The sequence below is a fragment of the Halobacteria archaeon AArc-dxtr1 genome (assembly GCA_025517425.1).
Classification (GTDB): domain Archaea; phylum Halobacteriota; class Halobacteria; order Halobacteriales; family Natrialbaceae; genus Halostagnicola.
The window spans coordinates 1-22,818 of record JAOPJY010000005.1; the positions used below are offsets into that span (position 1 = coordinate 1).

Genomic DNA, 22,818 nt, shown 5'->3' on the forward strand with positions numbered 1-22,818 from the left:
TTAACCGTGTACTCCGTCATCGACTCGAACGTATCGTCGTGAGAGATGACGCAGAGCTGCTCGAACACGTCGAGCCGTTCCAGTTGCCGGACGAGATTATTCTTCTTCTCGCTGTCGAGGTTGGCAGTTGGTTCATCGAGGAAGGCGATGTCGAGCGGGCTAACCCGCTCCATGATCGCCAGTCGCACCGCCAGCGCAGCGGCCATTTTCTCACCTCCCGAAAGGTTTCCGAACGGCTTGTGCTGACTGCCGTCCTGAACGACGATTTGGTAGGTCTCGTCCCATGTCAGGCTCTCACGACCGGTCCCCCGAAGCGTCTGGTAGATCTGGTTAGCGCGTTCGCCGATCCGACTGGCGATCAGTTCGCGCATCTTCGGTCCGGCGTCCCGAACGCCATTGCGGACCGTCTTGGCGAACTTGATATCCCGCTCCAACTGCACGTGCGTCTCCTTCCACCGCTCCAGCTGCTCGGCAACTGTTTCGAGCCGCTGGAGTTCGCTACGGAGTTCGTCGAGAGTCTCCCGTGCCTCGTCAAGTCTCGTGTCGAGCTGTGTCTCGCGGCTATCGAGGCAGTCAACTCGGTCGTCCAGTTCGGCGTGCCGATCGGCGTCGAACTCAGCCTTGACCCGCGTCAGTTCACTTTCGGCTGCTCTGCGTTCTCGTTCCGCGGCTTCGATGTCCTTGTATAGCTCGATAACCCGTTCGAGACGGTCGTCCACGCGCTCGGCCTCCGCTTCATTCCGGACGTAGCGATCGTGTGCGTCCTCGGTCTCGTCTTTGATCTCCCGTTGCTCGGCAATCTGTTCGTTGAGGTCACCGAATTCCGTCGCCAGTCGTCGCTCCAGCCGGGCAGCTTCCCAGGAAGTCCGGTACAGCTCTTCACGGGCGTCCTCAATCTGATCAATCGCCTCGCGTTTGTTCTCGTACTCGAACTGAGCCCGTTCGTAGGCCTCATGATCGTCCTCGATTTCGTCCCGTTCGGCACAAAGCTCGTCCAACTGGTCCGCAAGTGGTTCTAGCTTAGCCCGCTCGTCAGTAAGGGACCCGCGTTCTGCCTCGAGTTCGTCGACGGCATCCTCCAACTCGGCGAGCCGATCTCGCGCCGCATCGAGCCCAGCGACTGCCTGCTGAGCCTTCTTCGCCGCGTCGAGCCCTGCCCGGACAGCCGGCAGTCGAGCCTCGGCAGCGGCAATCTCGGCTTCCGCCTCTGTGATTTGTTCCTCAATCGTCTCGACGATTCTGTCTCGGGTGTCGGCGTCCAGCGGCCGGTCGCAGGTCGGACAGGTTTCTCCCTCCTCGTGCTCGTGGTAACCGCCGTCGCTATCCCTGTCGAAATCAACAGCAATCAGACGATCACGCTGGTCTGTCAGGTCCTCTATTTCGGCCTGCCGTGTCTCGATGGTCGCCTCCATATCGGCGCGCATCGAGTCGAGTTCTGGTGCCTCTTCGGCGAACGACCGTCTGTTCTCGAGTTCCGAAATGTGATCACGCTGCTCGGAAACTTTCGCTTCGGCCTCGGGGAAATTCGTGTCGTCGATCTCCGTGATTCGTACGTCGATTTCCTCGATCCGCTCGGCTGCATCTCGTGCCTCCTCTATTTTCTGGTCAAGTTCCTCGTATCGCTCGTGGGACGCTTCAAGCTCGGCCATGCTGTCATCGGCCTCCCGCGCGGCCTCAGCTCGGTCATGAAGATCTTCGTACTCACGCTTAGCCTCGCGGTAGCTATCGACGGCCTTCTCCAGTTCTGCTTCGAGATCATCACGCTCCGCTTCCCGCTCACGTAACTCCGAGAGTCGTTCGTCCGCCTCGCGGAACCGCCGGTGGGAGTCGGCAGTCTCATCGACGACTTTGGCAGCCATCCGGGCGTCTTGAAGATCAGTTCGGGCCGTATCGAGTTGCCCGAGATTCCCCTCGACCCGACTCTCGGCGCTCTCGATGGTTCGATCGAGTTCGTCCCGACGTTGTTTCAGATCGTCCAATTCCGAGAACTCCTCCTTCGCGTCAGCAAGCTTCGACCGGACCCCTTCGAGTTCGTCGCCGAGTTTCTCGACTTCCGTCTCCTGTTCGTCGACGGCCTCCCGCTGCTCTGGGAGATCCTCAACGACCCCCTCGAGCCTGCTAATCCGCTCCTTTGTAGTCTGCTTGCGGGACTCCAGTTCATCGACTGGCTGTTTCAAGTTGTGTGTGCTCTGGGTACTCCACGCCTGTTCGTAGACATCGATACCAAGTAGCGGATCGAACTGCTTTTTCCGTATCCCCTTCCTTGCCCGGAAGTCCGAGAGGAACTGCGTCTGTGGCACTCCTATGCAGTTTTCCCAGAGTGTCGATAAATCGACGTCACCTTCACCGTCTAGCCCGAACGTTCTCCTGAGCCAGTCGACGACTTCTTCCTTCTTGCCGAGCTCAAGTTCCGCGTCGGCGGTCTCGTCGACTACGGAGTAGGTCCCACTCGTTCCCCTCTGGACCGTGTACGTCCGTCCGTCCATCTCGAATCTCACCCAGACTGTCCCCGATGATTCCCCCTCTCGGACGAACTCGTCTTGATTGTATGGTAGTGAGTCGAATAACGCCCACCCGACCGCCTCGGCAACAGTCGATTTACCGGCCCCATTCTCACCGAGGATTGCCGTCACACCCTCGCCGAGTCCGACAGTTGTCTTGTCGTCGTAGCTCTTGATCCGTTCGAGCCGAACATCGGTCAACCGCATTAGTCCTCACCTCTCTCAGCCGCCATTGGAGTGTCGGCTGTCACGTCCTCACCCTCGTGGTCGGGGTCGCCGTCCGTGTCCGAAGTGGTCGCCCGCTGGGCGGCCTCGACGGGGTCGACATTCTCACCCGCCTGGACAGCCGCGAACGTTTCCGCGTCAACCCCGCCCGCATCTGCCCGGTCCGCTACGTCGTCGAACTCGGGGTCGACGGCACCGACGCCATCCGCGAACACTTCCTGACGGCGCCGCTGGAGGTAGTCAGCGACTGACTCGCCACTCGCGCCTTCCTCGATGACCAATTCCTTCGCGCGAGCTAGCACCTCCGCAGTCGCTTCCGGATCCTCGGCGTACGGGGTCTGCTCGGCGACAGTTGTGAACACTTCTCCTTCCAGTACCTCCGTCCTGAGCGTCCCCGTATCGGTGAACACGGCGTCTTCGTCCAGCCCTTCGACGAGGTCAAGGATCTCGGCCGTAGTGACACTCACCTTCGTCTGGACGTGGATCGGGTTGGTTGTGTCGACAATTTTAGACTCTAGGGCATCCACGTCGAGGTCGCGTCGATCGAATTCCAGATGACCTTGGATGCGGAAGTCAATCACTGGGGCACGCGGGGTTCCGTCGCTCGTCGCGTACTCCTCGGCTGAGCAGAAGTCCACCACGTCAGATTGTTCATCGGCGACCGCTTCGTCGAACGCCTCGGCGAGATTGGCCCAGGACTCATAGCCGTCCACGTCCCAGTCGTACGAGTAGAACGGTCGTCGCTTGCTAGTGTGGTGGTGTGGCTCGATACTGTCCCGCTCGATGTCGGTCACGTAGTACCCGAGGTTCCAGCGTGCCTCCTGCGTGTCGTGAGCTTCGAGCGAGCCGGGATTGAAGAACCACGGTTCGTCGGCAGGCCCCTCGTACGGCTTGTGGATGTGCCCGAGCGCGAGGTAATCCACCAATCCCTCGAACTGCTGGAGCGTGGTGTATCGAACGGACGCACCGAGATCCGGGACCTCGTCGACGACACCAAAGTGCGCCATCAGCACAGTGTGTGCCGGCTCGCCGGCCCGGTTGTTCACCGCCTCAATGGCGGTGCGTGCCTGATCGAGTGCCGTATCGATGTACCCGCCCCGATACTCCAATCCGAACACCCGGACAGGGGCATCAAAGGCCGGGACATCGAGATCGACGTATCCGGGAACCGTTCCGTCGACCCCGGTCCCCACATTTTCCTCTGCAGATGCCAGGGAGGGGAAGAGGTCTTCGACGGGCCGTTCGCCGCCACTAACGCCTTCGAAGTCCGGTTGGAGGAGTGTGATCACGTCGCGCTGGTGGAGGTACTCGAGCCACGTCATCGCTCGCCGATTGAGGTTCTGGTCGTGGTTCCCGGGCGAGACCAACACGGGGATATCGTCAGGGACGACCTCGAAGGCCTTCTCAGCGCTTTCGAGGATACTCGGGCGCAGGTCTCGCGAGTGGAACAGGTCACCCGGGATGAGGATGGCGTCGACCTCGTGTTTATTGACGCCCTCTTGCAGTGTCTTCCGGAACGTGAGGAACATGTCGCCCTGTCGTTTTTTGACGTTGTACTGCCGGTGACCGAGGTGTACGTCGGCCGCGTGGAGTAAACGGTAATTCATGATTGGATAATAGAGGCAGCGACTGGATCAGTCGGATCGTACGAAACTATCGAACTGCAACATAGGCTACCAGTTACAAGAGAGATACTTAATCCTCCTGTAACCAAAGTGAAAGTGAACGTTGTCAATTGGTACATAGTCTAAAGTTCGAATCTTGAATTGGTGTCAGAATAGACACTGGAGAATCAGATGTGTTTGCAGTCAACTTCGAAGCGGACTACGAGGCTGGGGACCTGATCATGACTGTTGAAAGAGCAGCCGAGTCCTGAAAATCGACTGCCGCGAGAAGAGGTTTTTCGAGCGCCGGCGATGGGTGCCGGCGCATCACGTAGTGACGCAGTGTGCAGTCGCGTGCGTCGGCAGACGACGGTGAAAACCGATGCATATGGTCATTTACACCCTGATAGAGGAATCGACGCGAGACGACGCAGTGGCCACCGGCAAAGCAGTGTTCGATCGGCTGGTTGGAGCCGATCCGCACGCTGGCGCCGTATTCGACTACTTCGTCACGTTCGATCAAGAAGGCACGACGGTGGCAGGGAAAGCCCGTTGGGGCGACCTCCCAGTTGCAGCGCGCGTAGACTCTGACCAAGGCCAGGAACTCCTGGAGCGCGGTTGGGACGCGACGAAGAGCGAGTTCCAGCGGAATCTTAATCGAGTACAGGAGGCGCTCGACGAGCTTAGCGATGATGAGATAATGCGTGATGAGAACTTCGCCCGGCATGCCTTCCATCAAGTCGGTGCCTACGACGGTCCCTCGATTTTCCTGTACGACGAACACGGTTGCGGGATTCGCCACCGAGGCCAGCTGGATCGCATCGTCGACGAGAGTGACGACCTCTGGATCGTTCCGGCGGACGTCCACTTCTAAAGAGCCCCAGAGATGCCCCCAATCCCAAAATGGACCCGAGAGAGCCGAGTCCCGAGCCTCAAGTACCGGAATACCGAAACCAACGCCCGTGCAGTCCTCCATCGAGCACCCGACTCGTATGTTTACAAGTGGCGTGCGGTGATCCTTGTCGACGACTATCCAGTGTGGTCGCGGGGCGTCGAGACGAAGGAGGTCGATGCACTTCGTGATGAACTCCGAAAACGTCCAAATCCCCGCCTCATATGTCCCGAATGCCTGAATGACAACATCGTTGTCGGCCAGAAGAGTGCTGACGGCGCCAAGGTACAACGGTGGTTCGAGTGTCGAGACTGCGGCTACGAAAGCCCCTCGGCAATCGTCTACGGCGCTGAACGCTGAGGATTTCTGTCCGAGTACAGCGTCCAGCGATCACGCGTTAACCAACGTCTAGCCGACTGAGGTCGAAACTGTTGGTTAATACATACAAGGCCCTCTGCAACTCAGCGACCGCAGCAAGTTTTTCGCCCCCTGAGGGGTGCGGGGGTGCTCAAACGAGTACCTCCAAACAGACTAATGAATAGAACCACCGACTCACAGTCGCTCCAACAAAGACATCAAAGAAGTGACTGCGATGTCGTCTACGTCGGCTACCGTCATCGAGGTCGCGCCATTGTCGAGAAACGGCCCGACCAGGAACTGCTCACACCCGATCGGAGTCTCGAACTGGCGAACCACAGCCTCTCAGGATTTGAATGGGGATATACGGGCAGTGGCCCGGCACAACTCGCGCTCGCCCTTCTGCTCGATCACACCGACGATGCGGGGGTGGCACTTGCGGAGTACATGTCCTTCAAGACCGAGGTGGCGAGCCAGTTGGAGTGTACAGGAGCCGACGGCTGCTGGCGACTCACAGGGCACGAGATCGACGCAACACTTCGCGAGACAATCCATGAACCGGTCGCACCGTCCGTCAACTAACGACTACAGAGAGCAATCCATGTCAAAACACACCCAGCACCCTCGTACAAACGCAGAATCGACGCAAAGCAGTGATCGACAGGTACCAAGCGAGTACGTCGAACGGAGTGACGTCGGCGTCTCACTCACCGTGAAGCTCACTCGCGGCACTGGGACCCGTGATCAGGACAAACTCACAGCCAAAGTAAAGGCGAAAACACTGGAAGAGGCCCGCGAGGACATGGAAGCCCTCCGCAAGTACATCCACGATCTCGCCGAAGACGCTCGCCAGATCCAGCCAGCAGACCCACATAATTAGTAATCCTTTTGAGTGTTGCACAGAATTGTGTAACCATAGGATGTACGAAGTGTGCGGTGAGAAGGAACTCAAGGTCATCCTCGCGCTCGACCCGGGCGATTCCATCTCGGGCGTCGCGCGGAAGATCGACGAGAACCGAGAGACAATCCGCCGCGTCGTGAACCGTATCGAGGAGGCGGGATACGTCGCGTACGATGATGGCCTCCAGCTCGTCGATCAGACAATCCGAGACGCCGGTCTCGAGTTCCTGACGGCATCAGCAGACATCTCACCACCGGCAATTTCAGAGGCGTATGTCCTCCCACAGTTCGCGGGGATGGAGTATGCTTACACTGCGATCGATGCGGTCTACGTCTGGACCCGCGGTGGCTACCAAGTCGCTCGCGACCCAGAGGACTATCCGCTGTTCATCGCCGTCTACGAGTCCGATCTCGACGCCTGGATGGAGTTCTTCGATCGGTTCGGAATCCCGGCTGCGGAGGAGCGCCAGCCCGCTGAAGACCTCGATGGCGCCATCCAGGTCGTTCTGGAGCCGCGGTCACAGATCGAGCCCCAGATGGTCGACGGACGGCCCGTAATCCCGCTTCAGGAAACCGTGACGTTCGCAAACGAGTACTACGCGACCTTCGAGTCGGCACTCGACATGCTCGGTCGGATGTACGACGACGTCGAAACTGACGCGGCCTACCGGATGGAGCCAGCCAGAACATGAGTCAAGAAGACCGCAGTGAAGCACTCATCGAAGTGCTCGAAGAACTGGAGCAGTCTGATATCGGGTTCGTCCTCGTTGGTGGATACGCGATCAGTCAGTTCGAGACGCGGTTCTCGACCGATCTCGACATAGTCATCGCCCCGGACGACTACGACGGAGTCGTTGCCTTTCTCGAAGCGCGCGGCTTCAAACGACAGGCTGATCTCGAAGTTCCCCCGGAAGAGACGATCTATAATCGTGAAATCGAACTCTTCGAGCGCACCGAAGGGCTTCCTCACCCGGTCGGCGTAGACATCCTTGTGAACGGCCTCGGCTGCCGACAGACCGAAGCAGAGTGGTCGTTCGACTATCTTCGCGAGCACAGTTCCCCGACGACGATTTCAGGCGGGACCCAGTCGACAACGGCGCGAGCAGCTGACGGAGAAGTTCTCGTTGCCGCCAAGCTCCATAGTGGCCGAAAAACGGATCTCGCTGACGTCCTTGCTGCGATTCCTTTAATCGACCTTGACATAGTTGAGACGCATCTGCATCGTGGAGATGCTGATGCCCTTCGTGAGCAGCTCAGTGACGCCCAAACGTTCATCGAAGAGGGTGGGTTAGATCACCGTTTCAAGAGTATGTTCGGTCAATCCTCGGCCAACGCTGAGGACATCGAGACGCTCCTCGAGTTCCTCAGACGGCAACAGAAGTAAACTGCACTCACCGCGACAGCAACAGCGACGATATTTGTGAGTGGACATCGCCGAAGTTGAGGCGGACAGGGAATGAGCATGTGCTGTTTGTCGTCGTCTTAATTGCGCGGAGGCGAACACCAGTGAGTGATTTTCCGGATCAATCTGAATCGGGTGGTCTGACACCGGAACAGCGTCTCGAGCCCCAAACACGCGCCTCATCAACGCCGGTATCGTGACAATTCACAAAGACCACGGCGTACGCGTATTTAGTTGGTAGTTGCATCCTCAACTTGTTCAAGCGCAGCACGGAGAAGGCTGACCGCTGCTGGCCGATGAAGCGGCTCGTTCTGATTTCCACACTGGCTGCTCATCAAGCATGCGGGACAGCCAACGTCGCGCCCGCAGTCACAGCCATCAATGCGCTCAACAGTCCGCAGGGCGACCGCCTGGAAGTGTTCGTAGACACTGTGTGCGAACCCGACACCGCCCTCGATCGCATCATGAATGAACCACACCGGAGCTCCGACTTCGTGATGACGAAGCGTGGACAGTCCCCCCATGTCGCTGTTGTCTAACCGGAGTTCCAGCGGTGCCATCTTGATCATACCATGCTCGCCACCGTGGAGCCCACCAACTACAGTGTATTCTTCTTCACCCATCGATGCGAACTCTGCGCCCTCATCCGGTTGAAGATAGGAGCTTCGCGGAATCTCGCGCAGCACTCGAGTAACGATCTCCTGGGGGAATGCGATCCACATGAGCTGCGTGCGGAGGGAAATCGGATCAAGATCAATGGGAATCAGCGGTTCGACGACTTCACCAGTGTGCATGTCGATGACGTTGTAGGCAGTGTAATTGATATGCACCGTTCCCATGCCGGCACAGAGTTGATAGCCGCCGTCTAGGTCATATGATCGCTCAACGTCCAAGTCGGTGATCTGTTTGTCATGGATCGCCTGGGTATAGTTCGTGGAATTCGAGCGTTCGACGGTGACGTACGGGTTGATGCGGTCCTCGACGACTTCCTGAACTTCGTACTGGTCCCCGTCATACAGCACCAACGCGCCGGGATGATACTCTCGGTACACACGCTCTTTGTCGAGGGGCTCCATGTCGATCTCTCCGTCCACCTGCCTCACATCGTATTGCTCGTCAGTGGTCGCGTACAGCGAAATTCCACTCTGTGGGCGGGCGGTCCCGTTGTACTGGGCACCCCGGTCCAGGTCTCCAACCATCTGCCCGGCAGCCTGCCACATGTCGATCGCTCGTGCAAGCCGATCCCGTGGGCCGAACCACTCGGTGTCCGATTCAGTGAGGGGGCGTTCAGATGCGGCACAGAGGATGTGCTTAGCGTACACCGGGTTATTCGAGAGATCGATGACGGCATCCTCCACGTTCTCTTCAAGCACGTAGTCGGGATTGTTTAGAATATACTGGTCGATGGCGTCTGATTGGGGAACAAACACGGACAGTGAGTCGGTTGTACCCCGGCCCGCACGGCCGATACGCTGCCAGAATGATTGCCGGGTGCCGGGATAGCCAGCGAGTACTGTCGCATCCATTGACCCGATATCGATTCCCAGTTCCAGCGCACTGGTCGAGATTACCCCGTCAACCTGACCACCGTTCAACTGATTCTCAACGGCGCGTCGCTTTTGTTTGCTGAGCCCAGCGTGGTACGGTGCGACGTCGATATATTTCCCATCTGGATGGTCCCGGGCGGCTTCGATGGCGCGCTTGACGCCAATCTCCGTGCCTTGGCGCGAGTCGGTGAACATCAGCGTCTGGACATCATTTTTCGCCAAGTGCACCAAAGCACCTGCAGCTTCATCATCTGCGTTCTCTCGCATTGAGGGGAGAATCTCGTCCTCATCCAACTCGCTGACTAACTCGTCCGTCTCCTGGATCGGAGGCTGCCAGAAACCGATCTCTCGACGGCCGTGAGGACTACCATCCTCGTCGATAACTTGGAACTCGGCCCCGGTCAGATGCTCGGAGTGTTCCCGAGGGTTACCGATCGTAGCAGTTGAACAAACCAGCTGCGGATCAGAACCGTAGTGATCGAGCAGGCGTCGGAGCCGACGAATAACCCATGCAACGTGCATCCCGTGAACTCCGGTATAGGTGTGACACTCGTCGATAGCCATGAGTTCACAGTTCTGGAAGACGTCACGCCACTTCATGTGGGAGTCGAGATACTGGTTGATGCCTGCGAAGTTCGAAATAACAACATCGACGCGGTCTCTGATGAGTTTCTTCCGATCCTGCTTCGTATCGCCATCGTAGGTTTCAGCGATAGCGTCGATATCAAGCTGGTTGAACAGGTCGTTGACTGCTCGTTCTTGATCCGCGCTCAGTGCTTTCGTCGGATACAGGAAAAGGGCGCGAGCGTCCGGGTTTTGAATCTTCAGGAGACAGAAATAGATCGTGTAGATCCAGGTTTTCCCCGAAGCGGTGGAGGTCGCGACGGTCGCATTATTGCCCGCTTGCAGCTCTCGAATCGCCTCAGCCTGATGGCTGTAGAGGTCATTTTCAAGGTGGTCTGCAAGCCCATCCGGTAACACGTCTGTAGCTGGGACTGTGTTTGCTGCTCGTGGTGGGTCCGCTATTGTGTCGACGAGTTGCCCCTTGTAGTTGGGGAAGGTCTCTTCGAGTGTTTCGATATTCAGGACTGCGTCAAGCGACGGAGTTGGGTTTTGGCTCATGAATTAGAAATCGCTAAGGGTTCCTTGGGACGTGGAGTTCCTATTCGACGAACGAGTTCCGCTACTGTTTGAGGTCATTCGGTTGGTCGAATCATTGATTTTGTGATAAATGTGCGCTAACGCCCGGACATCGTCTTCGCAGTATCGTTTGTGTCGCTCCCAATCTAACTCGGTAGCCGGGCAGGGGTTTGCAGCATAGCGTTGGAACAATCGGGCGACTTCAGCACCAGTCAGACCGGTATCGAGTGGTTCCCAGCCGAGCGCCTCCGCGACATCCTCCAGTTTATTCGTCAACCCAGGTAGTGTCGCGTTGTTCTCTCTAACCGCCCAATCGTAGAGATCGAACCGGTACGTACTTTCCCAGAAGTCGAGGTATCTGGGGCAATGGTCCGCGATATGTTCGTTGATCACGGGGAAATCAAAGTTCCAGCCGTTGTAGGCCACAATAGGCTGATCTCGCCCGAATTCAGCGAGCCACGACAGAAATGCTTCAAGCGCCACCTCTGGTTTTGATGGATCAGTCTCGATGAACGGCATGTATCGGTCGTTCTGGGCTGGAAGGTAGACACCGATGAGCCAGACAATTGTGGGATTGAGTCCATCGGTTTCGATATCAATAAAAATCGGGTCGCTCTTTGGCAGGCTTGCGCCCGGTGCCTTCCGCACCTCGCCTTGCTCGATCACCTGTGCGGATTCGATGGCCGTCCGGGCAGTTGCTTGGCCCAACCCGGAGAGTTTCGAGATCTCGTGGACCGACGATGTCGAGAGGTCTTGCCGTGAGTGAATGCCTGCCTGGTAGAGCGTCTCTACCCGTGATTCACCGATCTGGTCGACGGCTTGCAGCCCGAATTGCTCCAGCTTTCTGGTTTTCCCGCCGACAACGCCGTCGGGTTGGAGTTCGAAGTGTGCGAGACCGGCATGGATGGTTCCTTGCTGTTTATTCGCTCCAGGCATAACGCCCTGGACATCAACGCTCTGCCACTCCGCACGATATTCCGGATTTGCTTCAATCGTGAGGTGTGTGAATTCGCCTACGGCATCATGCTCAGCGAGCACCGCCCGGTACTCTGTAAGGCCGTCAAGTCGCGCCTCTAAATCGATGAGGTCGACGGAAACAGCGAGCTGATCCGAGAGGAGGAATATCTCTGAACACCCTTTCTTTGGGTTCGTATTTTGAATGACGGTCTCGAGATCTCCGGGGGTAGAAATCCAGACCAACTGGGTGTCATTTGTTCTTGCTATTTCGAGCGGTTTGCCGGAGTTGAGCGGTTGGGTCATCACCCGTACAGAGTCCCCGAGTTCAGCCCTTAGGAACGGCTCGTGGATTCGGTGAGGGGTGAAGACGACATCGGAATCGAAGTAGCGGACGATATCTTGGAGCTGGTTCCCTCTACAGCGCTGCATTGTCACCTCCGGCAAGACCGTCAACCCGATCATGATTTGCCACCGGATCGACTGTTCCGCACGGTTCTCGTCCGTGGTAGTTCTGGGTTCGGCTGCGCGTCAAGTTCGATGATAAGCTTGTCCATGAATAGGTTACCCCCGTTCTTCTCCTTGGGCCAGCGCGAGGTCACACCCAGAGCGGAAGCGACAGCTAACACACTTCTTCCAGTGATTGGCACCGGACGGCTCGCCGCCGTCACGCCAAAAGGCTGCATATGCACGGAGTTGCCTACCCTGCTGAATGTCCCGTTCGTAAGCAAGCGTATGTTGGCGGATGTTCGGGTGGAGTGTTGACTTCTCGTTGAGTTTGACCGCAATATCGTCGCCGTCTTCGGCTGCGAGCAGGAGTTGTGCTCTGCTCACCTCGACGGCGTTGAATTTGGACTGCGGGTATTTGAGATAGCGGGTAGAGAGGTCTGAGACATCGAATCCAATTCGATCTAGTAGGTTTCCGTGACACCATAAGAGGAATCTCTCATTCGGGAAGAGCTGGTCAAGATACCGGTCTTTGGTTACGCCACGAACGAGCGTCAGTTGAACCGGTTGACTATCTACGAACCGAAGAAAGGTCGGCCGCCCCACCAAAATCATGTTCACGATCTCATGAGCGAGTGGGAAGTAGATCAATGAGACATCGCCTGCCTGAATATCGTCCCAGGCGTCCGCGAGTGTGTACTCATTATCGGTGGTCCCCGTCGTTTCGATCAGTTCGTTATGTTGTTCCTGTGCACGGATAAGTCGCTCTGGGAGGGATTCCTCATTCGGGATTTCAGCACGCTCAAACTGTGCTTTCTGCTCGCAGTAGTGCTGGGTCTCCAGAGTGCTGAAGGGGATGATTCGCTCTCTGTCATCTTCCGATATTGACTCGAACAGCGCTAACTGGTGGCGAGCAATCTCGGTGAGTGGTGTCGAGTGCGTCCGGTCGCCAGCCATATGACAAATTACTCCCGCATACCCCATAGGGTTCCCTATTTTCCAAAATCGGACGCAGTCTGTCGATTTGGGTAAAATTACCAACATTTCATTTAAGTACGAAGTCCTCAACTTGATCCCCTACAATCACACGCACAGTAATTGCATCAGTACCCCTCTTCGAACGTATCAAGCATGGTTTGTAGGGTGGCACCCCACACCTGCCGCTGTTCCGCTACGAGTGGTTTTTCGCGCCCCCAGAGAGGCGAAGGCTCTAAATCGAGTTCTCCAAGATGGTGATTTTCCGTGAGTCAGTGACAGCGTGCGACTGGTGTCTCGACCGGGAAGATTCCAGCCGATATCGCAAACACACAGTCAGGGGTGGTAAATCCCAGCGAAGTGCCCGAAGAGATTGAATCGATCGCGGTTGGGATCGCCGGTGAACAGCCACCGACGAACCTACTCATCGCTTTTAAAGCGGCTCAGCAGTGGTACATCCACGGCAAGAACGAATCCGATCCCACGTTCCAGTAGACCATCGAATGGACACGGTACCTTGCGACTGACGTGCCCAGCGACGTCGAGCAGTTCGACGCATTTCTCGAATACCTCACCACGCTCGGCTTTGCGGAGAAGAAACAAGCCCTCCGCCAGATAGCACTGTTTTTTGCGCCCCGAAGGGGTGCGGCGCGATCTGAATCGGCGCAATTGCGATAATTCAAGTCCTGAAAACCATGGCTACGAGTAGTGATTCGTCGGTCTCGTTCGAGGAGACCGACACCCGACACGACGAGATGCACAGTACCATCGAAGAGTGGATCGACGACCTCGTCGACCGCGTCGACGATGCACAAGCAAGTGAGGAATTTCAGGAGTGGTTAGACATCCAGAGTCGCTTCCACGACTATTCGCACCGAAATACGCTCCTCATCAAACTGCAGTATCCAGAGGCAACGAAGGTTGCTGGCTACAACACATGGCGAAACGACTTCGATCGGCATGTCCAGGAAGGCGAACAGGCCATCTGGATCTGGGCTCCGATCATCACCAAGCGATGTCCCGAGTGTGAGAATTCGCCCAGCTACCACGAGAAAATCGGCTGTGAGTACAACGAGACGTCGCCGGATGAATGGTCGAAAGGACTCGTCGGGTTCAAACCAGCGCCAGTCTTCGACGTGTCCCAAACGGAAGGAGAGCCGCTTCCCGAACTGGAGACTGCAGCGATGGGCGACGCCGACGACCTGGTGCCAGCGCTCAAAGGGGCAGCTGATGAACTCGGTGTGAAGGTACGCATCGTCGATGCTGACGACTGGGACCATGGCGACGCGAAGGGGGTCTGTAAGTACCGGAGCCTACACGACCTCCAGCCAGTCGTCGAAGCGAGAGCCCGATCGAACCTAGCAGACCTCGCCGTCACGTTGATTCACGAGTACGCCCACGCGCTGCTCCACTTCGATATCGAGAATGAACCCGAACGGGCAAAACGAGAAGTCGAAGCAGAAGCCGTCGCGTACATTTTCGGTCGGTATTTCGGACTCGACACGAGCGGATCTGCGTTCTATCTCGCTGCGTGGCAGGGCGATGACTCGGAGGTGATTCAAGAGCGCCTCGGCCGAATCAGTTCCACCGCTCAGGAGATAATTGGGTCACTCGAGGAGTGACGATTCCGACAACCTCTGAAGCAGTACTCACAGTCAGAGCTAATTGAGTTCCAAGTGCGGTATAAACGGTTTTTCACGCCGTCGAAGGGCGACGGCGTGCGCGAACTCGTCACGTCGATTCAGCTGAAATCATGACCGAACGAACTGACATCGTCGAGATACAGAACGAAGACGAAACAGAACACGATGAGCGAGTGTATTCAACAGATGGTGGAGTTATAGCATCGACTCCAGCAGCTTCGACAACTGCTGAAGCTCTCCAGCAACCCCCTATTGGCGAAGACCCGTGTCAGGAGGAACTCGAGCCCCGCACAAAACGAGCTCGAACCGAAGAGATGGATGTCTCGTTGCTGCAGAAGGGAGGAATCTATGAGGTGCAAGCGGAGTCAGGAAACATCTACGAGGTCGACGTCGCGAGTAAGACGTGTACGTGTCCAGATTTCATGAAGCGGAATCCAAGCGGTGGGTGTAAACATCTACGGCGAACCGATCTCGAAATTCGGAGTGGGAACGTGCCTCGTCCCGATGGCCGTCTCCCGAAGACGATGGATGTGGTCGAACAACTTGCAGCGGAAATTCATGAGTTGGACCAAGAGATTGAAGAACGAGAGGATCGACGACAAGAACTCGAAGCCACGGCGGCGATTATGGAGGAGTTCTCGATCCAGTAGATGAGAGATTTAACCAACAGTTCTAAGATATCGGCCAACAATGTTGGTTAACGGAGCCGTGACCCATGTCATACTCTCCACCAGACCCACCTCGCGAAGTCCCACCTGACATCGCTTCGAAGCTCGAGGAACAATCTCCAGAGGTGCTTCGGCAAATCGCTCGATTCGCCGAGGAGCTTGCCGAACATCGCGAGCGAGAAGCACGACTAGCTGAAAAAGAAGAGGATGAGGAGGTCGATGACCGCCCCGAAGACCTTCCAGACGACGTCCCTGCAAAGGCGACGATCACGATAAAGGAAATCAATGACAATCGCTACTACTACTGGCAGTGGCGAGACGGAGAAAAAATCCGATCTCAATATAAAGGCCCCGTCAGTCCCGACGAGTAGACGAGATTGAACCAGAGCCGAAGGTTTGTTTCAGCACCATTGAACCCTCAGCAGACGACACCCCCCAGAGTGTGAATGGGATCGGTTTACCGACACCCCTCAGTGTGAATGGTCTACCACCAGGGGTGCCGTGATTGAGAAGCTCTTAATACCAGAAGTCCCCGAACGGCAGGAGGTTTCTCCACGACGTCCTCATCGAGGAGACCGACGACGATTAAAAATCGTGAGATCCACCCCCCATTTTCGAGCTGTAAATCGGAGAGGGAGAGGAGACAGCACATCAACATGCTATAGAACGTCGTATCTCTAAGGTCACCCACCCCCCGTTTTCGAGTAGTAACGAGACACCCCGACAAATGACATCCCCCATTTTCGAGCTGTAAGCATCACCCGGGCCGCGAACACCCCCCGTTTTCGAGTAGTAAGTGCAGGGAGAATCTGAGCGAGATTAGTTCTTGCTCCGGAACTGCTTCAGCCGTTCGCGGACAACCGCGCTGATAGTCGCCTCTTCGTGGGCTAGATCTTCGAACCGGGAATCCTCACGAATCGTCTCCATAATCGTTTCCGGGTCCTCGGAGAGGGAGAAATACATATGCACTCCTCTGCCTCGCCCCTTGCCTCGACGCTCGGAGTCCAATACCCCGTACGTACTCTGCTCTGTGACGTGATTTACGAACGTCTCGCGACTGTACTGATCCGAATCCATCGTATCAGCAATGAATTGGTACGTCTTGAACGTAGGTCCAGCAGGTATCCACTCAGGATGTTCTCTTGCGTAGTGGGCAGTAGCCGCCACAGCGTAGATGGAGAGTTTCTTTTGAGTGGATATCCCGCTGATATGGCGTAGTTTGCGATTTTCGGTGTATTTCTCCTGGGCTTCACGGACATCAGTCTCGGTAACAGTGTCAGCTCCACGCCGCTCGGCTAATTCGCCAGCCCATCTGAGGAGATCAATTGCTTTCCGTGCATCTCCATGCGTTTGGGATCCGAACGCAGCAACAAGCGGAACGACGTCATCTGTGAGTGAGTCTGGCTTGAAGGCGTCTCGTCGGTTGTGGAGAATACTACGGAGTTGGTTCGCATCGTAATCGTCGAAGAAGATATCGTCAGGGTTGTAAGAACTCTGTGCGCGGCTGTTGAGGTCCTTCATGAAATCGGCGTAATTCGTGATAGTCGTGAGTGAGATCGGCCCATCAAAATCGGCGAGTTTTCGAGCCCGTGAAAGCTGGTAGATGAGAGAATTGTACTCTGCTTCCTGATACGGTCCCTCGAGCATATCGATTTCATCGAGAATGAAGATGACACCGTCGTAGTACTCGCGCATCAGTTCGTACAGTCGCTCCAGCTTCTGATCCGTTGAGACTCCGGTTTGGGGAACACCAGGATCAACGCCGAGATCGTCGGCAGCAGCTTTAACTAACCGATAGACAGCCCGATCTGCAGTCTTCGGCCCCTCGCAATTGATTGAAATGACCCCGAAGGTCTTGCCTTGAGATTCACACAGTTCGACGATCTGTTTGCAGACTGCATGAATGATGAGCGACTTCCCAGTTCCAGAGGGACCACTCAGAAGCATATCTGGGATGCCTTCGTTCTGGAGCACGGGTTTCAGATTGTCGACGACACGGCCCAGTTGGTCATCACGACCGACGATACGATCCTCGTCGATGATGGTATCTGATCGAACGAGGTCTTTGTTCGCGAAGACCCCCCCAGACGACTCAGTTTGTAGTCGATCCCGGATTGAGATGCCACCACCGTTTGTTGCCTCTTGAGAAGAATCGGCGAGTTCCGAGCTATCCTCAAACGTCGACTGTGACGTATCTATCTCCTCACCCATCGACTCGGGATTATCAGGAGCAGCAGAGGAGGATTTGCGATCCTTTTCACCTTCTGGATGATTCGAACCTGCTCTACGTCCCTTTCGTCCCATTATGAACCCCCTCGAACTCTGGGTATAAAAATGTGGACCCTTGTGGAGTTGTAACCGGATGAAAACAGGCTATCTAACAACTACAGCCGTGTATTCCCGAAACGAGTCAGATACCGTCTTCGGCATCTAACACCCTCCGTTTTCGAGTTGTAAGGGATCGCCAGGAATCTCTATCGTCGAACTCCCTCGATGACCCAGACCCCCTGTTTTCGAGTTGTAAGACTTCGAGGAGCGTCATCACACCTGGTTCGATTCTCCCACCCACCCCATTTTCGAGTTGTAAGTAACAGTGAGTCGCACAGAGTATAGAAACAAATCAGTATCGTCTGAATTTTGCGAATGATGCTTAGGGTGAAACGGTGTATCCCACACCCTCCGTTTTCGAGTAGTAAGCGCCAGAATTGTCGTGAAAGGGCAACGCTCGTAGGAGCAGTTCACGAATGAGAGTAATACCGGTTTACAAATACGATGGTTGGTGAAGTTCGTGTGGTGTACTCGATCATTCTACCCCCTCCCCCCTTTTTCGAGTTGTAAGTCGCCGGGTACAGACCACTCCAGACGCCATGGAGTGAGAATGGAATTCACAAAATAGGACGTAGAGGTGATGAAACGTGGTAATTCCCGGGATCGGAACCATGTGCGAAATTAGGGAAATCTCTATACCTAGAGATTTTAATCTTTTAACTGAGATAGAAGAATCCTTTCTTTTGTCTCTAATACGGATATGGTTAGATAACGCTCAATATAAACTTTCGCATTCCTAGTTGTAAGTTATAGAAGGGGATGTTCAGGTCTTCTATCGCGTGTATATGCCATAATCGGCTGTTTTGCAGTCCCTCTTCCTGTTCACCCCCTCCCCGTCGTCACGAGTTTACAACTCGAAAAAGGGGGGAGGGGGTTCGTAAGGCCCAGTCCGTGATACCGACTACACATGTTCCATTGAGCTCACGTCGGATGTCGTTCTGATTCCAGTCAAGGGGAAACAGTATGCTCTCGATCGCTCTGACGGGCTCCGTCTCGTAGTATGATGGATCGTACGAATCAATCTCTTCGTGGGCCAGCGCACCCCGCTCTTGCGAGGCCTTCTCGTCGTCGACGACCACGTACTCGATGTCCTGTCTTGGATGGACAGCGAGGTCTTGATCGTGGGCTCGTTTCAGCGCCGCACGTTCTGCGTGTTCTGGCTGTAACCTTCGAGTGGTTTGGAGACACGATTCCGTTCGACGAGTTCCTTGACTGGCACTGTTCCAGCGTGGAGTCGTCTGATGGCGTCCTGGAGACAGTCGAGCACTGCTTCCGGCGACCGGGTCGCATCGAACCGTTCGGGACAGGACCGCTAAACGTCCTCGATGAACGGCGGGGTTGATCGCTGCCGGACTTCGATCCCTCTAATCTTGAAATCGTCTTTGCCAGCGACTTTCCCGACGTACTTCGTAAACGCGCCGGCGTCGTCATCGAAGAGAGCGACGATTTCGCCGTGTCGCCCGTGGAACCGGTTGTAGTCCGGATCCGTCTCATCAGGTATATCGATTCGGACACGGTTACCCTCCTCGAACTGATGGTCCGTCATTCTCGCTCTCGAAGGTATTCCGTTCGTTTGTGGACCTCTTCCTCGAACTCGACGAGCCACTCCTCGAATGGCGTGTCTTCCTCTTCAGTGCTAAGGAACCGTTCAATGAATCCCTCATCTGTATCTGTCGACGACGGGTCAACGGTCCGGACCGAGATGTTTTGCCCCTCCGGCTGTTCGCCCGCCTTCAGGAGTTCGAATGCCCTATCGACGATGGCCGGATCGTAGTCCAGTCGGAGACGTCCGAGATTGTTCGTCCACATCCCGAGACGGCCGTCCTCGAGCTGGTCAACGCGATACGCGAGCTGAATCGTCGTCATACTGCAGAGCGTTGCCAGATTGTCGATACCAGCATCAGCAGCGCACTGCGTGATCCGCTTCCAGCCGTCGTCGATTGACCCCTCCACAAACGGGTACTCCTCTTCCGAGACGCGATACCGCAGAACCGTCTCTGTGAAGCTGGCGTATTCACGCCAACAGTGCCGGAGAGGTTCCGCTTCATCAGGAAGCGTCCACTTCCGTCCCTCAGTTGGGGAAATCCAATTGATGTTCTGATCTTGTACAGCGGGGCCGTACCGGTCGACAAGAGCTTCGAATATTTCGACGATTTCTCGGCTGTAGTAGTCTCCAACGACGTGGTGAGTCACGTTCGAATCCGGCCGGCGTCGCAAGAGGAGCTTCATTTGGAAATTCAGTGGATGGAAGACCGCTCGAAATGTCGAATTATCGGCGTCGCTTGCTGTGGCTTTCGTTAGTTCGAGCAGTGACTCTTTGACCGGACTTCGAAGGCGGTTTCCCTCCCATGTCAGGGGCGCCGCATCGAACGCGTCTCCGAGTCCCTCAGCAGTGTCCTTGGCGATGTCAGTAAAGCCGCGGTCGAGCCCGTCGACAGCGACCGCCTCGACATCGTCGACAGCATCCGAAATCAGATCGTATTGCTCGTGAGTGTATGCCTGCTCCAAGATCGGCGGGACATACTCCGTGAGAACCTCGGTCGAAACGGCCGATGCGTACTGGGCGGCGTCTTCCTCGGAGTGCTCACCCTCGAGGTACCCGAACGTCCGGGTGAGAACCGTCCGAAGTCCGTCGATCCCTTGTTCTGCGGTTTGGTATTCGCCCAGCTCGATGGCTCGAGCAATCGTTCGGTACAGTGGCCGAATTGGATGTACCTCGATTTCGGTGAACGCCGTAGCCGTCGCTGGAAGGTATTCGTCCGGTGCGAGTTCCCGCTCAACCAACACCGAGATGAGATCGTCGGGAGAACTGCGCTGGATCATCAACTGGATGAATTGGTAGAGCGCAAACGTTGAGACGGCAGCAAGCGCAAATGCGATCCCGACGGCTGCGTTCATTAGGCGGCTGTTCTGTACCGGGAGCAGATATACGACGAGGAGGTTGAACGCGATGGCGCCAACGAAGAGCACGAACGTCGTGCGGAACAACGGCTCCTTGACGAACAGCGAGGTGAGGCGGGCTGAATACCGCGTTACAACGAGTTGCAGGGCGACGACGGTCACGGAGAATACGATTGCCAGAACTGAGGCTTCTGCCGTCGCCAAGGTGGTCAGCAATGCTCTGATATTCTCGCTTTCGACAGCGGGGTTGAGGAGAGCAGCCAGCGTCGCGAACACCGCAGCCGTAGTTAGTGCAAGGAGGGCATATCGAACTATGAGAGGGTGAGCCCATGTCAGGAGCATTCCTCCCCAATTCCGATCATTCATACACTCGTTCTCATACAGGCTTCCTCACTACCCCTACATAATTCTGTAATGTCTCGTACTCGCAATCCTATCAAAACAAATATAAAAATTGTTCCGAATAGTTTGGTAAGATCATCGCGTACTGTGAGCCCGAATTGTAATATTGAGCAATCACTAAAGTACTATTGACCAACTAACGAACGAAGGAACGTACGCAGAGCTGATTTCTAATCACCAGAAACCATCTCGTCAACCCTGGAATCGATTACCGTTTGATTGACAGTCTGAATTGAGTCGTTGGGTGCGTCAAGTAACGCCGAATAGGCGATGATAACCTGCGCCAAGTACCAACGAACGTCTTTGAGATACGCTCGAGATTTATCCGGACCAGGGTGGTCTACAGACAACTCCTCCGAAAGACTCGTATCGTTGTGGACAATTCGATTTCGGATGTGCCGTACTCCTTCTAGGAACGATCGCACCTCATCGAGGTTGCAATCGTCCTGGTCACGGAGGAGAGCTGCAGCTCGGTTCGGAAGAGCTAAGGCTGGATCACCCCGGATCAGCGTGGTCTCGAATCCGAGAAAAGCATCCACGATCTGGTCTTCGGACGACGACCGCTCGTACATTCGGTTGAATCGAGTGAGACACCGATAGAGCGTATTAGCCATCTCACCTTCCAACGTACAGTACGGCCCGATTTGCTGCCAATGCTCACGGAGAGCATCTTGTTCAGCTTCCGGGAGTTCGACCGGGTCACGATGAAAAGATTTTCCGCGTTGCCGAAAATCTGGAATGATCACCCGATCGACGTCGACACTGATACCGCGATACGTCTTCCAAGAATCACGGAGGAGGTACCCCGGACCAAGCCCGGCGTAGTCTTTCGGAGCCCAAAGCCGGAGCGCTGTGACGACTTGCTTCGCGATTTCGGCTGCTTCGGAAAGCGCTTGGTTTCCAGTCCAGCTGAGGTCGAGGCCCGTATGCTCGGAGTTGTGTTTCGTGGGACGGTAGGTGACTTCGAACTCAACCTCGAGAGTCGTTGCCCACCCGAGTCGTTTCTGGGTTTGATCCGGTCTAGTAATCATACCGGGCGTGCCGTACGTCTGCATCGCCGTCATCTCGAAGTCAGAGATCCGTGAGAGTAGTAGATCGTCGGTGAGGGACGCCACATACTCGCCGTTATCGATCGAGTCATCGAGGGGTTCAAGCGTTAGCTGAAATCTATTTCTGAAATCGTTGGGTCGCAGAATCACTCGCGGGAGTGGGAACACGACTCGGTGGAGGTGGGTACTCTCGTAGAGCGGAGCGAAGTGATCCTCGTAGGCGGTGTCAAATGCGTCTTCGTCGAACGTCACGGCGCCGGCGTAATCTAGTGTGAGCTTCGCGAGTTTGAAGATGCGTTTGCGGTGGAGGCTTTGTTCGATGTCGTCGCGACGATGCGGACAAAATGAAAGTTCGTCGTCGATGAGTGACCCGGCTAGATCACTGAAATAGAAGTGTTTGAATCGGTTCGTGTCACGGACAATCTTCGAGGGCTGTTCGACGGTGTACTCGTATTTCCGGTCGCGAAACGTATTGGACTCGGTGATTGTCGTTGTGGGGTGTTGGTCGTAGGTATCCTTAGTGTAGTCCTGAACGTCCGCGACGAAAGACTCAACCGCGTCACGAATATGTGGATACGCCTGTGCCGCCAGTGAAGCCATCTGATCTATGGGTGCGTAGTTGGTTCTTTGATGTAAATCTGCGGTTGACTTACCTGAAAGGTATAATCCTAACTATCGAGTTCCTCCTCAGCAATTTCGAGTAGCTTCTGGAGTCGCCCGTTGAGTTCGTCTTCCAACTCGGTGTGGAGAGATTCGTCGTACATTCGTAGGGTGCGAAAAAGACCAATGGCGGCCAGCCAGTCGCGGAACTGATGTTTGTTCATATCTTCAACAGGCGTGTCTAATGCGGTAGAAGTTGAACCAGCCGCCCAAAGTTGGAGTA

At 55.7% G+C, this 22,818-nt stretch carries 19 protein-coding genes and 1 pseudogene; 10 read left to right on the forward strand and 10 right to left on the reverse strand.

Translation table 11 applies throughout. From position 1 onward, the window contains the following. Both OB905_13970 and OB905_13975 read right to left on the reverse strand, forming a co-directional pair. On the reverse strand, nt 1-2,708 hold a 2,708-nt coding region (locus OB905_13970; GenBank protein ID MCU4927072.1), incomplete at its 3' end, for an SMC family ATPase. Then, the gene (locus OB905_13975) at nt 2,708-4,333 is read right to left on the reverse strand and encodes a metallophosphoesterase (GenBank protein MCU4927073.1); all 1,626 of its coding nucleotides are present in this window, start codon (nt 4,331-4,333) and stop codon (nt 2,708-2,710) included. The genes OB905_13975 and OB905_13970, both read right to left, overlap by 1 nt. A gap of 379 nt (nt 4,334-4,712) precedes the next feature. Here OB905_13975 and OB905_13980 point away from each other — a divergent pair, with 379 nt between their 5' ends. The 6 genes from OB905_13980 (at nt 4,713) to OB905_14005 (ending at nt 7,863) form a co-directional block, all read left to right on the forward strand. After that, a complete protein-coding gene (locus OB905_13980) occupies nt 4,713-5,204 on the forward strand; it encodes a hypothetical protein (GenBank protein MCU4927074.1) in 492 nt (163 codons plus the stop codon). A 12-nt stretch (nt 5,205-5,216) separates the two neighbouring features. After that, complete coding sequence (locus OB905_13985) at nt 5,217-5,582, forward strand: hypothetical protein (GenBank protein ID MCU4927075.1); 366 nt, start codon at nt 5,217-5,219, stop codon at nt 5,580-5,582. Nucleotides 5,583-5,756: 174 nt separating this feature from the next. Beyond that, the gene (locus OB905_13990) at nt 5,757-6,161 is read left to right on the forward strand and encodes a DUF6166 domain-containing protein (protein ID MCU4927076.1); all 405 of its coding nucleotides are present in this window, start codon (nt 5,757-5,759) and stop codon (nt 6,159-6,161) included. A 19-nt stretch (nt 6,162-6,180) separates the two neighbouring features. Next, nucleotides 6,181-6,459 carry a hypothetical protein gene (locus OB905_13995; GenBank protein MCU4927077.1) on the forward strand — a complete coding sequence of 93 codons (279 nt, stop codon included), beginning with the start codon at nt 6,181-6,183 and terminating at the stop codon, nt 6,457-6,459. A gap of 40 nt (nt 6,460-6,499) precedes the next feature. After that, nucleotides 6,500-7,171, forward strand: coding sequence for a helix-turn-helix domain containing protein (locus OB905_14000; GenBank protein ID MCU4927078.1), 672 nt, complete (start codon nt 6,500-6,502; stop codon nt 7,169-7,171). After that, complete coding sequence (locus OB905_14005) at nt 7,168-7,863, forward strand: nucleotidyltransferase family protein (protein MCU4927079.1); 696 nt, start codon at nt 7,168-7,170, stop codon at nt 7,861-7,863. Before OB905_14000 ends, OB905_14005 begins: the two co-directional genes overlap by 4 nt. A gap of 248 nt (nt 7,864-8,111) precedes the next feature. Here the strand turns inward: OB905_14005 and OB905_14010 are convergent, their stop codons facing one another. The 3 genes from OB905_14010 to OB905_14020 all read right to left on the reverse strand — a co-directional run bounded on the left by OB905_14010 (nt 8,112) and on the right by OB905_14020 (nt 12,926). Beyond that, on the reverse strand, nt 8,112-10,550 hold the full coding sequence (locus tag OB905_14010; GenBank protein MCU4927080.1) for a DEAD/DEAH box helicase: 2,439 nt from the start codon (nt 10,548-10,550) through the stop codon (nt 8,112-8,114). Between the two features lie 3 nt (nt 10,551-10,553). Continuing rightward, entirely contained in the window at nt 10,554-11,987 is a 1,434-nt protein-coding gene (locus tag OB905_14015) for a ribonuclease H-like domain-containing protein (GenBank protein ID MCU4927081.1), read from the reverse strand. 99 nt (nt 11,988-12,086) lie between these two features. After that, nucleotides 12,087-12,926: a hypothetical protein gene (locus OB905_14020; GenBank protein MCU4927082.1), complete on the reverse strand. Its 840-nt coding sequence runs from the start codon at nt 12,924-12,926 to the stop codon at nt 12,087-12,089. 327 nt (nt 12,927-13,253) lie between these two features. On the opposite strand from OB905_14020, the pseudogene OB905_14025 reads away from it, so the two are divergent. The 4 genes and pseudogenes from OB905_14025 to OB905_14040 all read left to right on the forward strand — a co-directional run bounded on the left by OB905_14025 (nt 13,254) and on the right by OB905_14040 (nt 15,626). Then, nucleotides 13,254-13,556 (forward strand): annotated as a pseudogene (locus OB905_14025) (hypothetical protein). Nucleotides 13,557-13,639: 83 nt separating this feature from the next. Beyond that, entirely contained in the window at nt 13,640-14,566 is a 927-nt protein-coding gene (locus tag OB905_14030; GenBank protein MCU4927083.1) for an ImmA/IrrE family metallo-endopeptidase, read from the forward strand. 131 nt (nt 14,567-14,697) lie between these two features. Further along, nucleotides 14,698-15,237, forward strand: coding sequence for a hypothetical protein (locus OB905_14035; protein ID MCU4927084.1), 540 nt, complete (start codon nt 14,698-14,700; stop codon nt 15,235-15,237). Between the two features lie 65 nt (nt 15,238-15,302). Continuing rightward, entirely contained in the window at nt 15,303-15,626 is a 324-nt protein-coding gene (locus OB905_14040) for a hypothetical protein (protein MCU4927085.1), read from the forward strand. A 448-nt stretch (nt 15,627-16,074) separates the two neighbouring features. On the opposite strand, the gene OB905_14045 is transcribed toward OB905_14040, so the two are convergent. The 5 genes from OB905_14045 to OB905_14065 all read right to left on the reverse strand — a co-directional run bounded on the left by OB905_14045 (nt 16,075) and on the right by OB905_14065 (nt 22,759). After that, a complete protein-coding gene (locus OB905_14045) occupies nt 16,075-17,466 on the reverse strand; it encodes an AAA family ATPase (protein MCU4927086.1) in 1,392 nt (463 codons plus the stop codon). Nucleotides 17,467-18,895: 1,429 nt separating this feature from the next. Then, complete coding sequence (locus OB905_14050) at nt 18,896-19,129, reverse strand: hypothetical protein (GenBank protein ID MCU4927087.1); 234 nt, start codon at nt 19,127-19,129, stop codon at nt 18,896-18,898. Beyond that, entirely contained in the window at nt 19,126-20,826 is a 1,701-nt protein-coding gene (locus OB905_14055; GenBank protein ID MCU4927088.1) for a DUF2254 domain-containing protein, read from the reverse strand. Before OB905_14055 ends, OB905_14050 begins: the two co-directional genes overlap by 4 nt. 230 nt (nt 20,827-21,056) lie before the next feature. Further along, a complete protein-coding gene (locus OB905_14060) occupies nt 21,057-22,535 on the reverse strand; it encodes a hypothetical protein (protein ID MCU4927089.1) in 1,479 nt (492 codons plus the stop codon). Between the two features lie 68 nt (nt 22,536-22,603). Then, on the reverse strand, nt 22,604-22,759 hold the full coding sequence (locus OB905_14065) for a hypothetical protein (GenBank protein ID MCU4927090.1): 156 nt from the start codon (nt 22,757-22,759) through the stop codon (nt 22,604-22,606). Nucleotides 22,760-22,818: the final 59 nt, after the last annotated feature.

Bases quoted from the DNA above. Each gene is read 5' to 3' on its own strand.
- OB905_14010 (MCU4927080.1), bottom strand. From the start codon at position 10,550: ATGAGCCAAAACCCAACTCCGTCGCTTGACGCAGTCCTGAATATCGAA.
- OB905_14020 (MCU4927082.1), bottom strand. From the start codon at position 12,926: ATGGCTGGCGACCGGACGCACTCGACACCACTCACCGAGATTGCTCGC.
- OB905_13995 (MCU4927077.1), top strand. From the start codon at position 6,181: ATGTCAAAACACACCCAGCACCCTCGTACAAACGCAGAATCGACGCAA.
- OB905_14065 (MCU4927090.1), bottom strand. From the start codon at position 22,759: ATGAACAAACATCAGTTCCGCGACTGGCTGGCCGCCATTGGTCTTTTT.
- OB905_14045 (MCU4927086.1), bottom strand. From the start codon at position 17,466: ATGGGTGAGGAGATAGATACGTCACAGTCGACGTTTGAGGATAGCTCG.
- OB905_14000 (MCU4927078.1), top strand. From the start codon at position 6,500: ATGTACGAAGTGTGCGGTGAGAAGGAACTCAAGGTCATCCTCGCGCTC.
- OB905_13975 (MCU4927073.1), bottom strand. From the start codon at position 4,333: ATGAATTACCGTTTACTCCACGCGGCCGACGTACACCTCGGTCACCGG.
- OB905_14015 (MCU4927081.1), bottom strand. From the start codon at position 11,987: ATGATCGGGTTGACGGTCTTGCCGGAGGTGACAATGCAGCGCTGTAGA.
- OB905_13985 (MCU4927075.1), top strand. From the start codon at position 5,217: ATGCCCCCAATCCCAAAATGGACCCGAGAGAGCCGAGTCCCGAGCCTC.
- OB905_14060 (MCU4927089.1), bottom strand. From the start codon at position 22,535: ATGGCTTCACTGGCGGCACAGGCGTATCCACATATTCGTGACGCGGTT.
- OB905_14055 (MCU4927088.1), bottom strand. From the start codon at position 20,826: ATGCTCCTGACATGGGCTCACCCTCTCATAGTTCGATATGCCCTCCTT.
- OB905_14030 (MCU4927083.1), top strand. From the start codon at position 13,640: ATGGCTACGAGTAGTGATTCGTCGGTCTCGTTCGAGGAGACCGACACC.
- OB905_14040 (MCU4927085.1), top strand. From the start codon at position 15,303: ATGTCATACTCTCCACCAGACCCACCTCGCGAAGTCCCACCTGACATC.
- OB905_14005 (MCU4927079.1), top strand. From the start codon at position 7,168: ATGAGTCAAGAAGACCGCAGTGAAGCACTCATCGAAGTGCTCGAAGAA.
- OB905_14035 (MCU4927084.1), top strand. From the start codon at position 14,698: ATGACCGAACGAACTGACATCGTCGAGATACAGAACGAAGACGAAACA.
- OB905_13980 (MCU4927074.1), top strand. From the start codon at position 4,713: ATGCATATGGTCATTTACACCCTGATAGAGGAATCGACGCGAGACGAC.
- OB905_13990 (MCU4927076.1), top strand. From the start codon at position 5,757: ATGAATAGAACCACCGACTCACAGTCGCTCCAACAAAGACATCAAAGA.
- OB905_14050 (MCU4927087.1), bottom strand. From the start codon at position 19,129: ATGACGGACCATCAGTTCGAGGAGGGTAACCGTGTCCGAATCGATATA.